The organism is Paenibacillus sp. J22P218, from assembly GCF_056269195.1.
Genome location: NZ_JBWDNL010000010.1, coordinates 16,881 through 30,062, shown reverse-complemented (window position 1 = coordinate 30,062; position 13,182 = coordinate 16,881). Strand labels below are relative to the sequence as shown.

Annotated in this window: 12 protein-coding genes; all 12 read right to left on the bottom strand. The window is 51.0% G+C overall.

Features of this window, described 5'->3' with window-relative positions; all coding sequences use genetic code 11:
• Positions 1 to 13: 13 nt before the first annotated feature.
• The 12 genes from urtA to AC0YN0_RS29700 all read right to left on the bottom strand — a co-directional run bounded on the left by urtA (position 14) and on the right by AC0YN0_RS29700 (position 13,016).
• Positions 14 to 1,276 carry an urea ABC transporter substrate-binding protein gene (gene urtA, locus AC0YN0_RS29755; RefSeq protein ID WP_475824542.1) on the bottom strand — a complete coding sequence of 421 codons (1,263 nt, stop codon included), beginning with the start codon at positions 1,274 to 1,276 and terminating at the stop codon, positions 14 to 16.
• A gap of 351 nt (positions 1,277 to 1,627) precedes the next feature.
• Positions 1,628 to 2,746 carry a peptidylprolyl isomerase gene (locus AC0YN0_RS29750; protein WP_475824541.1) on the bottom strand — a complete coding sequence of 373 codons (1,119 nt, stop codon included), beginning with the start codon at positions 2,744 to 2,746 and terminating at the stop codon, positions 1,628 to 1,630.
• Positions 2,747 to 2,818: 72 nt separating this feature from the next.
• A complete protein-coding gene (gene mfd / locus AC0YN0_RS29745; RefSeq protein WP_475824581.1) occupies positions 2,819 to 6,346 on the bottom strand; it encodes a transcription-repair coupling factor in 3,528 nt (1,175 codons plus the stop codon).
• A 372-nt stretch (positions 6,347 to 6,718) separates the two neighbouring features.
• Positions 6,719 to 6,949 carry an anti-sigma-F factor Fin family protein gene (locus AC0YN0_RS29740; RefSeq protein ID WP_337103133.1) on the bottom strand — a complete coding sequence of 77 codons (231 nt, stop codon included), beginning with the start codon at positions 6,947 to 6,949 and terminating at the stop codon, positions 6,719 to 6,721.
• A gap of 65 nt (positions 6,950 to 7,014) precedes the next feature.
• On the bottom strand, positions 7,015 to 7,575 hold the full coding sequence (gene pth / locus AC0YN0_RS29735) for an aminoacyl-tRNA hydrolase (protein ID WP_337103132.1): 561 nt from the start codon (positions 7,573 to 7,575) through the stop codon (positions 7,015 to 7,017).
• Positions 7,576 to 7,797: 222 nt separating this feature from the next.
• Positions 7,798 to 8,448 (bottom strand): 50S ribosomal protein L25/general stress protein Ctc, encoded by a 651-nt coding sequence (locus AC0YN0_RS29730; protein ID WP_475824540.1) that lies wholly within the window; start codon positions 8,446 to 8,448, stop codon positions 7,798 to 7,800.
• Positions 8,449 to 8,525: 77 nt separating this feature from the next.
• Positions 8,526 to 9,923 carry a bifunctional UDP-N-acetylglucosamine diphosphorylase/glucosamine-1-phosphate N-acetyltransferase GlmU gene (gene glmU / locus AC0YN0_RS29725; RefSeq protein ID WP_475824539.1) on the bottom strand — a complete coding sequence of 466 codons (1,398 nt, stop codon included), beginning with the start codon at positions 9,921 to 9,923 and terminating at the stop codon, positions 8,526 to 8,528.
• 178 nt (positions 9,924 to 10,101) lie between these two features.
• Positions 10,102 to 10,389 carry a septation regulator SpoVG gene (gene spoVG, locus AC0YN0_RS29720; RefSeq protein WP_307208009.1) on the bottom strand — a complete coding sequence of 96 codons (288 nt, stop codon included), beginning with the start codon at positions 10,387 to 10,389 and terminating at the stop codon, positions 10,102 to 10,104.
• 130 nt (positions 10,390 to 10,519) lie between these two features.
• Positions 10,520 to 10,918 (bottom strand): RidA family protein, encoded by a 399-nt coding sequence (locus AC0YN0_RS29715; RefSeq protein WP_442050063.1) that lies wholly within the window; start codon positions 10,916 to 10,918, stop codon positions 10,520 to 10,522.
• Between the two features lie 19 nt (positions 10,919 to 10,937).
• The gene (purR, locus tag AC0YN0_RS29710) at positions 10,938 to 11,762 is read right to left on the bottom strand and encodes a pur operon repressor (protein WP_337103127.1); all 825 of its coding nucleotides are present in this window, start codon (positions 11,760 to 11,762) and stop codon (positions 10,938 to 10,940) included.
• Positions 11,763 to 11,844: 82 nt separating this feature from the next.
• Positions 11,845 to 12,699, bottom strand: a complete 855-nt coding sequence (gene ispE / locus AC0YN0_RS29705; protein ID WP_337103126.1) for a 4-(cytidine 5'-diphospho)-2-C-methyl-D-erythritol kinase — start codon at positions 12,697 to 12,699, stop codon at positions 11,845 to 11,847.
• 131 nt (positions 12,700 to 12,830) lie between these two features.
• The gene (locus tag AC0YN0_RS29700) at positions 12,831 to 13,016 is read right to left on the bottom strand and encodes a small, acid-soluble spore protein, alpha/beta type (protein WP_475824538.1); all 186 of its coding nucleotides are present in this window, start codon (positions 13,014 to 13,016) and stop codon (positions 12,831 to 12,833) included.
• Positions 13,017 to 13,182: the final 166 nt, after the last annotated feature.

The window sequence follows — 13,182 nt, the reverse complement described above, 5'->3', positions numbered from 1 at the left end:
CGTTACTTATACCCTATTCGGTAGGTTGTATGCTTGCGGCCCAAGCGTAGCCTTTCAGGTATGGATCCGGTTTGACCGCTTCGCCTGAATTCCACAGCTCCTTGAACTGTCCATCCGACTGAACTTCCCCAATCCGCACCGTTTTGTAAATGTGTTGTGTCTCGCCATCGATCTTCACTTTACCTTCCGGAGCATCCCACTCGAGATCCTTCGCCGCTTCCTTGACCTTGGCTACGTCAGTCGAGCCTGCTTTCTCAACCGCTGCTGCCCACAGGTAAACGGCTGTGTATCCCGCTTCGATTGGATCCGCTGTTACGCGCTCGTCGCCGTATTTCTTTTTGTAGTTCTCAACGAACGTTTTGTTCGTTGGCGTATCTGTCGTTTGGTAGTAGTTCCAAGCAGCCAGATGGCCTTCCAGCACATCGACGCCGATACCGCGAATTTCTTCCTCTGCGACCGATACGGACAACGTTGTAATATCCTTCGAGGTAATGCCTGCATCCTTAAGCTGCTTGAAGAAAGCTACGTTGCTGTCGCCGTTAAGCGTGTTATACACGACATCCGGCTTCGCTTCCTTAATCTTGCTGATGATTGTTGCGTAATCCGTATGGCCGAGCGGCGTATACTCTTCGCCTACAAGCTCTCCGCCTTCAGCTTTCAATTGCTCTTTAATAATGAGGTTTGCCGTGCGAGGGAATACGTAATCCGAGCCGAGCAAGTAGAACTTCTTGCCCCGATTCTCAAGCAGCCACGATACGGAAGGTACGATTTGCTGGTTCGTCGTCGCCCCTGTATAGAAGATGTTCGGAGAAGCTTCAAGACCTTCATATTGCACCGGATACCAGAGCAGTCCGTTAAGCTCCTCGAATACCGGCTTCATCGCTTTCCGGCTTGCCGATGTCCAGCCTCCGAATACGGTTGCTACTTTATCTTCTGAGATGAGTTTGCGGGCTTTCTCTGCAAAAGTCGGCCAATCGGATGCGCCGTCTTCAAGAACGGGAATGATTTTTTTGCCTAGTACCCCGCCTGCTGCATTGATTTCATCGATTGCCATCATTTCTGCGTCGATTACCGAAACTTCGCTTATTGCCATCGTGCCGCTCTGGGAGTGAAGAATACCAACCTTAATGCCATCCTCTGCCGCTGCTGGAGCATTCGTCCCCTCCGACGATCCTTCATTCGTCGAAGCCGGCTCATTGTTATTGCCGCATCCTGCCAGCACCAACGTCAAAGCCACTAATAATAAGCCGAATTGATAAAACAACTTCTTTTTCATCTCTCCACTCCCCAGTTCTCTTTAATTTTTCTCTATTTTCCGAACGTTTCCATGGATTTCATTTCCATCGTTCGCATCCTTATCATAATATGGCCTCAGCTTTTATGTCAATATAGTTTACATTAAAAGTTTTAAATGAGTCTAAGTTACCAAAAAAGGATGCTGTTCACTAACAAATCATTGAATTTGTGTAACTTTAACTAACATAAATATGACCTTGGTCATGGTTTTATGATCAAATTCCGAACGATCGTGTATTTGTAAGCGCTCATTCCTATGCGGCGACACAAAAAAAAAGCTGCCCCATGATATGAAATCATGGAACAGCTTTATGTGGCTTATCCTATTGCATTATTTCGCTGCTGGAGCTTCGGTTGCTTTCGGAGCATCCGTTGCTGCCGGTGCGTCACTTGCCGCTGGAGCGTCGCTCGTTGCAGGAGCATCGCTTGCCGCAGGCGGTTCAGGAAGAGTTACCTTCACTTCGTAGCCAGGCAATTCATCCGTCATGAACTTGTCCATATGCGCATATGCGACAGCGTTCTTCACGGAGTCCTTCGTTGTTTCGTCCAGTTGGTCGAATGTTTTCACATCGCGTTTCTCAACTTGGATCAGGTGATAGCCGTATTCAACTTCAACCGGTTCGCCCAGCACGCCAATCTCTTGCTTGAACGCCGCTTCCTTGAACTGCTCTACCCATTTGCCTGCAACCTCGTTCTCATACAGGCCGCCTGTTTGGTTAGAACCGGGATCGTCGGAATATTCCTTCGCAAGCGCAGTCCAATCTCCGCCAGCTTTTAGCTTTTCTTTTACTTCGTTAACGCGTTTAAGAGCTTCTTCCTTCGTGCGAAGCTCTTTCTCCTCGCCGGTCGTCTGATCCTGCGTCGTTGTAGCGACTAGAATGTGGCGAGCACTAATCGTCGTGTAATCAGCCGTATTTGCCTCATACTCGGCTTTCGTCTCTTCGTCCGTTACTTTGGAATTCATATGAGAGACAACGGTAGCCGTCAACATTACGTATGTGGACATATCGTCATCGGAAACTTTTTGCTCTTCGATAGCGGTTTTTAGATCCGGATTATCTTTCAAAGCCGTCTCATAATCCTTCATTTGCGTAGCGACATCTTCGCGAGCCTTCGTAAGCGTCTCTTCGGAAGCCTGCGAAGCAATGATCTTGTACGATACGAATTGCTCAAGCAGCTGCTCCTTGAACGGCTGGTATGCATCGATGATCTGCGCGTAAGTAGGCTGCATAATTTTGAATACCGACAAGTAATTGTCGAACTCTTCCGCTGTAACCTTGCCGCCGTCCTTATAGGTTGCGACTACGTCACCTTTGCCTGCTCCCTTGAATTCCAAGGTATAATCGTCTTTTTTCTTGCCGCATGCCGCCATAACCGTCGTAGCAAGCACCACTGAAATAACGAGCAGTGCGCTTCTGCGCCATGCCGATTTGCGTGAACTTTGCAACATGTTGAATCCCCTTTCAAATTATGAACTTGTTTGTATTGTATCAGAAAAGGAACTCAAAAAGCGAATTCTCGCCTATGGTGTCACATTCTGCAACTGTGCTTGCGCGCGAAGCACATCCTTGTATGCCTGCAAAAATTGCTCCATCATATGAAGCTTCTGCTCCATCGCGAGGCCTTTGCCCCGCAGCATGACGGTCGGATATTCATCCTGCTCGCCGCCCTGCTTAAACCGGTTCTCGAACTTGTGACATAGCTTGTCGACCTTCGTCCGATCGATGCGCCGCTTCTCGCTCGCAGCGAACCGAAGCGTCAGATCGTCGCCCTTCTGGCTAATTTGCTCAATGCCGTACAAGCCGCCGTATACTTTCAGCCTTGCGACAGCCATTAAGTTCTGAACAGCCTGCGGCAAGTCGCCGAAGCGGTCCACAAGCTCTGCATCGAGATCATCCGATTCCTCGAAGGAGCGGATCGTCGCCACCTTCTTGTAGATCTCGATCTTCTGTATGCTGTCGTATATATAATCTGAAGGCAAGTACGCATCGATGCTGACATCGATCAGCGTGCTGACTTGCTTCTCCTCTACGATCTCTACGCCTTCCATCTCCGCCTTGCGCTTGGCAATCTCATCCGCCAGCATCTGCGAATACATATCGAAGCCAACCGATGCAATGAAGCCATGCTGCTCGGCACCGAGCAGATTACCCGCTCCGCGAATCGACAAATCGCGCATTGCGATCTTGAAGCCCGAGCCAAGCTCGGTGAACTCCTTGATGGACTGCAGGCGCTTCTCCGCTACTTCCGTCAGCACCTTGTCGCGCTGATACGTAAAGTAAGCGTAAGCGATTCGATTGGACCGGCCTACACGTCCGCGCAGCTGATACAGCTGCGATAGACCCATTTTGTCCGCATCATGAACGATAAGCGTGTTGACATTCGGAATGTCGACGCCTGTCTCGATGATACTTGTGCTTACCAGAACGTCGGACTCCCCGTCAAGGAAGTCGAGAATCGTTTTCTCCAGCTCCTGCTCAGACATCTGTCCATGGCCGACGGCCACTCTAGCATCAGGTACAAGCGCGTTAATCTGCTCAGCCATCTGATAGATGCCTTGTACACGATTAAAGAGATAATAGACTTGCCCGCCGCGCGCAAGCTCGCGCTCGATGGACTCCCGCACAAGGGCAGGGCTGTATTCGACCACGTACGTCTGCACCGGAAAACGGTTCTCAGGCGGCGTCTCGATGACCGACAGATCGCGCACCCCAAGCATGGACATATGCAGCGTTCTCGGAATCGGCGTCGCAGTCAGCGTCAGCACGTCCACATTCGTCTTAAGCTTCTTCAGCTTCTCCTTATGGGACACGCCAAATCGCTGCTCCTCATCGACGATAAGCAAGCCTAGCGATTTGAAGATTACATCTTGCGACAGCAAGCGATGCGTCCCGATCACGACATCGACTCGGCCGTCCTTGAGCCCTTTCATCGTGTCGTTCTGCTCCTTGCGGGAACGGAAGCGGCTCATAACCTGTACGTTGATCGGATACCCGGAGAAGCGCTCCTTGAACGTCTCGTAATGCTGCTGAGCGAGGATCGTCGTAGGAACAAGCACAGCGACTTGCTTGCTGTCCATCGCCGCTTTGAAAGCCGCGCGGATCGCAACCTCTGTCTTGCCATATCCGACATCGCCGCACAGAAGACGGTCCATCGGCTGGTTCTTCTCCATATCCTTCTTAATCTCTTCGATTGCTCGAAGCTGATCGCGTGTCTCATCATAAGGGAACATCGCTTCGAATTCCTGCTGATATGACGTATCTTGTCCGAAGGAATAACCAGGCGCTGCCTGACGCTGCGCATACAGCTTGATCAAATCATCGGCAATATCCTGCACCGACGCTCTGGCCTTATTCTTCGCGCGCGTCCATTCGCTGCCGCCAAGCTTATTAACCTTCGGCTCCCGCTCCTCCGAGCCGACATACTTCTGAATCATATCTACTTGCTCAATCGGAACAGACAGCTTATCGCCGCCAGCGTATAGAATATGGAGGTAATCCTTATGAATGCCGGCAATCTCAAGCGTGCCGATGCCAACGTATTTGCCTATCCCGTGATTCTGATGTACGACATAGTCGCCGACCTTAAGCTCCGTATAGCTCTTAATTCGCTCGGCGTTGTCTACCTTCTTGTCAATACGGCGCGCCTTGCGCTGCTTCTGCGAGAACATCTCGCCCTCTGTAATGACGACCAAATGCGAAGAAGGCAGCTCAAAGCCCGATTGCAGGTTGCCCTCAATGAGCATCGGCGGTTCAATGCTGTAATCCTGAAGCACGCGGCGCATGCGCTCCATCCGCTCGGCGCCTCCGGCAAGCATAATAACGTTCGCACCGGTCTTCTTCCAGCGATCCATCTCCGCCTTCAGCACATTCATCTGGCCGTGGAAATTCTGCATCGAACGACTCGTCATGTTCAAAATGTTCTGCGGCTGCGTATGCGGAATTTGGCGCAGGAACAGCGATAAGAACAAGGTAGGGAACGGACGGGTATGAAGAATCTCCTCCGTAGCGCGCGCAAGCGAAAGGCCAGGCAACGACTTGCCGTTCTGCAGCAGATGCAGCGACCATTCCGCCTCATCCCGCTCGAGCTGCTTAGCCGTCTCTATTAACCGCGTCGGCTCGTCTAGCAATAGCAGCGTATCGCTTGGCATATAGTCAAGAATCGTCTGACGTTCCGGGTACAATAACGAAATATATTTATAAATTTCAGGGAAATACACATGCTCGCGCAGACGCTCCAGTTCGCCGCCAATTTCCGCACGCAGACGTTCCTTCGCCATACGGTCAGTCATCTTAGCAAGCTGCTGTTCAAGCAGTCCTTGCGCATGGCGCTCAGCCGCTTCCATCCGCTTATCGTCAGCCAATATTTCTTGGCAAGGCGGCACGATAAACGCTTGCAGCCGATCCTGTGAGCGCTGGTCTGCGGGATCGAACGTACGGATCGAATCAATATCGTCTCCGAACCATTCAATTCGGTACGCCCCAGTAGTCGTCAGCGGATAGAAGTCCACAATACCGCCGCGCACACTCATCTCGCCGCGCGATTCTACGCGATCGGCGCGCACATAACCGAGCGACATCATTTGACGCAGGAACGCCTCGAGAGGAATTGAATCTCCTACTTTAACCTCTATTTGCGCTTCAGCCATCACACTGCTGATCGGCAAGTAGCGGCGAACGCCGGAGAATGGCACGACAACAATCCCGCGATAGCCTTTGGACAGCTTGATCAGCACATCCATGCGCTGCGCCAGCGTCTCGGGACTCGAGATCGCTGCTTCGGCAGCCATAAGCTCATTCGCGGGATATAACAATACTTGTTCTTGCGAGAGACATTCTTGCAGATCCTCCGCAATCTTCTGAGCGGAGAACATATTATGTGTCACGACCAGCATCGGGCGGCCCACATCTTCCTGCAGCGCTGCGATGAGCACCTGACGGGAAGATCCGGCTAGCCCCGAAATCATCTGCTCGCGCATGCCTTTGCGAATACCGGAAATAATTGACTGTACATCCGAATCCGCGGCAAAAGCTTTAATCAGCGCTTTCAACGTTTGCGGCACCCCGTTTCTATACACGATCGGCTGGTCATGAAGCGCTGAGAGGAACGTGATCCGCTCAACCTGCTTCAAACCTCCGATTGCATTAACACAAGCAGACTTGCAAGGTATGAGAGCGCATCTATAGTAGAAGACAGCTGCAACCGTCTCTACAAGCGCTCAACATGAATTCAACCCTAAATGACTTCGCCGTCATATAGGCGGCGAAGTGATTGTCTTGAATATGGAGCATCAACGACGATCGCCATTGACGCCATGACATAAAACACAAGTCTGGTTATAAGACGAAATCTATTTCAAAAAAAAGCCTTAACCATGGTCAAGGCTCTTGTCCGTCTCATCTACAACCAATCAACGAACCCATTATTGCAGCGGGCTCGTTACGAGAGAAAGTTCCGGGTTAGCATCAAGCGCCTCCCGGCAGTAATCGCATACGACCTTTACGGTCACATCCCCGCTTGGGTCATACGCTATTATATCGCTGCGCTCCTCGGGGGTCAAGAAATGGAAACCGAGCTGCTGCTCCGTTATTTCCGCCGTCGATATGGTGCCGATCGATGTTTTGCAATGCCGGCAAATATAGTTTACAGCCATATGTATGCCTCCTGAAGAGTCGTTATTACCCTTCAGTATGCCCAGCAGGGGCAGATTCTAACAGGCTAGCGGTTAAACTTTGCCATCGTCTCCTCGAAGGGAGCCTTAAGTCCGAACTCAACAGCGTCGCAGGTCTGTTCAATCATCGCTGCCAGCTTATCTTGCTCGCTCTTCGGGAAATTGGACAACACATAATCGGCAATGTTCATGCCCGGCTGCGGACGCGATACACCCATACGGATTCGATTGAATGATTGTGTGCCCAAGTGCTGAATGAGCGACTTAATGCCGTTGTGGCCGCCTGCGCTTCCTTGATAGCGAAGCCTAATCTTGCCTATCTCCGTATCCAGGTCATCATACAGAATCAAACCTTCTGCCGGATCGGCCTTGAAATAGTCGAGGAACCCGCGTACCGACTCCCCTGACAGATTCATATACGTCATTGGCTTAATAAGTACAACCTTGGTGCCTTGCACGTTACCTTCTCCGATTAACGCCCTGCATTTATTCGTCGTGACTGAGATTCCCCAGCGTCTAGCCAGTTCGTCGATAGCCATGAAACCGACATTATGGCGTGTCCCTTGATATTGCGTTCCGGGATTGCCTAGTCCTACGATCCACTTCATCGTTAGCTGTACTCCTTTTAACGTTATCTATAAGTGCTCCCCTATAAAAGGCTCTTGCTCTTTTAAACGAATCATAAGTTTATTTTCGACTTTACGCAAGCTATCTTCAACGTATCGGTACCCATTAGCCTTCTAGGGTGCAAAAAACTGCCCTGAGTTTAACTCAGGACAGCCTCTCGCATCTCTATATGCCTTGCGCTTCATAGCGAACTTGAAAAAGAATCAGATCGTTTTCAAGTCCTCCAGCTGCGCTTCCTTCGATCTCGACTCCGCCTCGGCCAGCTCGACCGCCGCATCCTCTCTCTCTTCCTCGCTCAGCTCTTTCTGAGGCGCAAGGACGGTCACGACAACCATCTCCGGCTCAGACTTCGCCTCTACGCCTTGCGGAAGCTGCAGATCGCGTACGAGCAAGCTCTCGCCTACGCCAAGCGACGAAATATCAACCGTAATCGCCTCCGGAATATCTCCCGGCAAGCATTGCACCTCTAGCTCATGGAGAATGACTTGCAGGATGCCGCCTTCGCGAACGCCCGTCGAATCGCCTTCCGCTTCAATACGGACATGAGCCCTTACGTTCTCATTCATATTGACCTGATGGAAATCGACGTGAAGCATTTGACGGTTCAGAGAGTCTCTCTGCACTTCGGAGATCATCACGGAATGTTTGCCCTGTGCCCCAATCTCAATTTCCACAACCGCATTCGGATGCGTGCGAAGCAATCCTTGCAGTTCCTTCTCATCGACTGCCACAAGGGCAGATGAGCTCAATTGCTTGCCGTAGACAACGCCCGGGATTTTACCCTGTTGCCGCAGCTCGCGCAACTCGCCTTTCGTGGAAATATTCCTTTGGTCTGCCTTCATTGCTATCGCCATATGGGTATCCTCCTAAAATGGATATTCCATATAGCTTTACCCATTCATGCCGTATATTAATCACCAAGGTGAAGCTCTTACTTCTGGGAGCGTTCCTTCTTCGCTTTCGCGCGCGAACGAATCTTCTCCGCATAACCCGGCTTATTCTCCTGGCGCGCTCTTGCGATGGACAGATCGCCAGCAGGCACGTCATGGGTAATCGTCGAGCCAGCGACGACGTAAGCACCCTCTCCGATCTTCACAGGAGCGATCAGGTTCACGTTGCTGCCGACGAACGCATTGTCGGCGATCTCCGTAACCGCCTTGTTGAAGCCGTCATAATTGACCGTAATCGCGCCGCAGCCGATATTAACGTCCTTGCCGACCTTCGCATCGCCAACATAGCTAAGATGCGATACTTTGCTTCCGTCATCCAGTGTCGCGTTCTTAAGCTCGACGAAGTCGCCGATCTTACAGCCGCGTCCAAGTTTCGAGCCGGGACGCAGGTTCGCATAAGGGCCAACCGTGCTCTCATCGCCTACAACCGAATCGGCAACTACCGAATATTTTACCGCTGCGCCGTTTCCTAGCACACTATTCGTAATGTCTGCCTGCGGTCCAATGACGCAATCTTCGCCGATAACCGTATTGCCGCGCAGCATCGTACCCGGATACAGAATCGTATCCGCCCCAATCTGAACGCCAGCCTCAATATACGTCGAAGCCGGGTCGATGATCGTTACGCCGCCAATAAGATGCTCACGATTAATTCGCGAACGCATATAGCCCTCAGCCTCGGCAAGCGCCACACGATCGTTCACGCCGATGGCTTCCGCCAAGTCAGCCGTGCAGTAGCCTTGCACCGACTGTCCCGCTTCGCGGAAGATACCGATCACATCAGTCAAATAATATTCGCCTTGCGCGTTGTTGCTCGTTACCTTAGACAGCGCATCGAACAGCTTGCGATTATCGAAGCAATATGTCCCCGTGTTGATTTCTTTCACTGCCGCTTCAGTCGGCGAACAGTCCTTCTGCTCCACAATGCGCTGTACGGCGCCATCTTCGCCGCGAATAACCCGACCATAACCTGTCGGGACGTCGAAGGAAGCCGTCAGCACAGTTGCCGCCGCGCCGGACGACGCATGCAGCTCCAGCATCGCTTCTATCGTAGACGCCTTCACGAGCGGCGTATCGCCGCAGATGACGATCGTCGTGCCTTCTTCGCCGCCAAGCAGCGCTTCAGCCTGACGAACCGCATGTCCTGTGCCAAGCTGCTGCTCCTGCAGCACGTATTCAGTCGCATCGCCTAAATACGACTTAACGGTTTCCGCGCCGTGACCAACAATAACAACCGTCCGCTCACAGGAAGCCGCCTTTACTACATCAACGACATGTCCTACCATCGGTTTGCCGCATACCGGATGGAGCACCTTATATAATTTCGATTTCATACGTTTGCCCTGACCAGCAGCAAGCACAATCGCCATAACCTTCAACGTAAACAACCTCCCAAGCCTCATTAACGAACTTCTTTTATGACTATATCCCATTATACGAATGCCGACAACTATCGCTCACAATCCGATCAGACAATTAGAATGGCTAGTATACAAAAGAGAAGAGAGCCGTATGGCCCTCTCCTCCAAAAAAAATATTAATTGTGAAGCCCCTTGATTAAGCGCCTTCTTCGATTTCAATAACAACTTCCTCTGCTGCGCGCTCGTATTCAGCCAATACGGCAGCTTGGATTTTCTCCCGGGTGGTTGAAGAGATCGGATGAGCGATATCCCGAAACTCTCCGTCCGGAGTACGTTTGCTTGGCATTGCGACGAACATACCATTGTTACCATCAATCACGCGGATATCGTGAACGACGAATTCATTGTCAATGGTAATGGAAGCGATTGCCTTCATACGCCCTTCGGAATTTACACGGCGGAGTCTGACATCAGTAATTTGCACTTGTGTTCACCACCTTTGCCTATCAGAGACTTGGTGTATACTTCCACGTTTTTGTGCAAAATCCTTCTATTTTTTTGGTAAAATCATGCTAATTTAAAAATATTTTTTTGTACATGAATGTTTTTCGTTGTCATTCGACATTTGTCGATGAAATGACTTCGATTTCGACAAGAACATCCTTCGGAAGCCGCGCCACTTCTACCGCCGAACGCGCTGGCTTATGGTCGCCAAAATACGAAGCATAGATGCCGTTGACCGTTGCAAAATCGTTCATGTCTTTCATAAATACGGTCGCTTTCACCACATCTTTGAACGTTGCTCCAGCAGCTGCGAGCACCGCTTCAAGATTGCGGAACACTTGATGAGCTTGCTCCTCAATACCGCCTTCGACCAATTGGCCGGATGCGTCGAGAGGAATCTGTCCGGAAGTAAATAATAGTCCCCCTAGCTTGATCGCTTGCGAATAAGGGCCAATCGCCGCAGGAGCTTTATCTGTAGCTACTACTTGCGGTACTTGTTTTGCAGTCACGCTTGTCACAGCCTCTCCGTTATTTGAAATAGTTGCCCGGAAGAACCGTCGTCTGCTTCGTCTTCATGTCCACAGCCGTCAGCTTCGCCAAGGAAACGTAGTCTTCCAATAGCCGTTCCTCCAGCTCAACCTCGCCAGATTCAACGAATACGCCGACACCGGCTACTGTGGCCTTGAACTCGTAGAGCAGATCCATCATTCCTTGGATCGTGCCTCCCGCCTTCATGAAGTCGTCAATAATTAGCACGCGTGATTGCTCCTTGAGCGCTCTGCGGGCAAGCGACATCGTCTGAATACGCTTCGTCGAGCCCGATACGTAGTTAATACTAACGGCAGATCCTTCCGTAACCTTATTGTCGCGTCTAACGATTACAACCGGAATATTGAGACAGGATGCGGTCGCATAAGCGAGAGGAATCCCCTTCGTCTCGACCGTCATAATGACATCGATTCTGCGGTCGGCGAACGCTGTTGCGAACATTCTGCCAACGTCAGCCAGCATCTCCGGTTGTCCGAGCATATCCGTCATATACAAATAGCCGCCGGGCAATACCCTCTCGGGCTGTTCCAACTGACGGCAAATACCATTCATAATCGATAAAGCGGTCTCTTCCTTCATCTTGGGCGTATACTTCACGCCGCCTGCAGCCCCGGCATGCGTATGCAGCTCGCCGAAACCTTCCTCTTCGAACACTTCTTTAATAATGGCTAAGTCTTCACTTATCGATGACTTCGCCGACTGATAACGATCAGCGAAAGCTGTCAACGAAATTAACGTGTGGGGACGACTTAGCAGGTATTGGGTCATTTCTACCAATCTTGCGCTACGTTTCAATTTCTTCAAACACATCTCCCCCCACTAAATCCGAATAATATAATGTCAATATAACATTTTTATACGGATTTAATCAAGAAGAACGTCAACCCTATGTAAGCATTCTTACCACATAGACTTCTTTGCAAAATCCGCGCAAGCCGTTATAGATACGAGGAAGCTTGGCTTCCTTCGATACGAGTCCGAATACGGTCGGTCCGCTTCCCGACATGAGCACGCCGTCTGCACCAAGACGAATCATGCTTTCTTTAATCTGCTGTACTTCCGGATGAACCTCCAGCGTCACGTCCTCCAGAACGTTGCCAAGCCCTTCGCAAATGTCATTGAATGAGCCTCTCGCAAGCGCATCTCTCATATTCGGAATCGAGGGATGCACCTTCAGCTCATTCGCTCTCAGCCTGCCGTATACATCAGCCGTCGATACGTTAATCGGAGGCTTCGCCAGTACGACCCAGCATTGCGGCGGGTTGTCGATATGCTCGAGCAGTTCGCCTCGTCCGCGGGCTATGGCCGTTCCGCCCGTTACGCAGTAAGGCACGTCCGAGCCGAGCTCTGCACCCAGCTCGCGCAGCTCCTGCTCGGAGATCCCGAGCTTCCATAGCCTGTTCAGGCCGCGCAGCGCAGCGGCTGCGTCACTGCTGCCGCCGGCGAGCCCTGCAGCAACCGGTATTTTCTTATCTAAATGAATATAGACGCCCTTACGCACGTCATAACGGTCTTTAATCAGTCTTGCCGCTTGGAAGGCAAGGTTCTTCTCATCTAGCGGTATATAGCCAACCTGGCTTGATATGATGATCGTATCGCGCGGGAGCTCTTCCATCTCCAGTCGGTCCGCAAGGTCAACCATCGTCATAATCATCTCGACCTCGTGGAAGCCGTCTTCGCGCTTGCGAAGCACGTCGAGCACTAAGTTTATTTTGGCAGAAGCCTTCTCATATATTTTCATAAAGGTGCGTTCTCCGTTCGTTCGTAAGCTTATCCCTCATTATAGCAAACGAACGCAATAAAAGCTAAGCTCTCTAAGCTAGCCATAGACTGGCCGCAGGAGGCTTAGCTTTAACCGGGGCGTAAAGCGAATTACGGCCGATTGGACTTGGCAGCAGCCTGCTCTGCAAGCTGAATGGCCCGCTTGATCATATTGCCCGCATCTTTGGCCTTGATACCTCCCCAGCCTTCCTGCTGCACGGTATCGTAGAAGCCCAAATCCTTCGCCAGCTCATATTTCAGTTCCTCCGACATGACACTTCGTCTTCTGCGGCTCATTCGCTATCCCTCCAAGTTGTGAATATGATGAACTCCAATAACGTCCCTCGTTACGACAGTAGTATGCTTCAAACGGCTGACGCTCATTCGGCATACAGTACCCCTGTACATCGTCCTTAAAACAGTGGACAAAAAAAAGACGCAGATGTGATCTGCGTCAACTAGC

Bases quoted from the DNA above. Each gene is read 5' to 3' on its own strand.
- AC0YN0_RS29740 (WP_337103133.1), bottom strand. From the start codon at position 6,949: ATGGCTGTAAACTATATTTGCCGGCATTGCAAAACATCGATCGGCACC.
- AC0YN0_RS29730 (WP_475824540.1), bottom strand. From the start codon at position 8,448: ATGGCGATAGCAATGAAGGCAGACCAAAGGAATATTTCCACGAAAGGC.
- ispE (WP_337103126.1), bottom strand. From the start codon at position 12,699: ATGAAAATATATGAGAAGGCTTCTGCCAAAATAAACTTAGTGCTCGAC.
- urtA (WP_475824542.1), bottom strand. From the start codon at position 1,276: ATGAAAAAGAAGTTGTTTTATCAATTCGGCTTATTATTAGTGGCTTTG.
- AC0YN0_RS29750 (WP_475824541.1), bottom strand. From the start codon at position 2,746: ATGTTGCAAAGTTCACGCAAATCGGCATGGCGCAGAAGCGCACTGCTC.
- pth (WP_337103132.1), bottom strand. From the start codon at position 7,575: ATGAAGTGGATCGTAGGACTAGGCAATCCCGGAACGCAATATCAAGGG.
- AC0YN0_RS29700 (WP_475824538.1), bottom strand. From the start codon at position 13,016: ATGAGCCGCAGAAGACGAAGTGTCATGTCGGAGGAACTGAAATATGAG.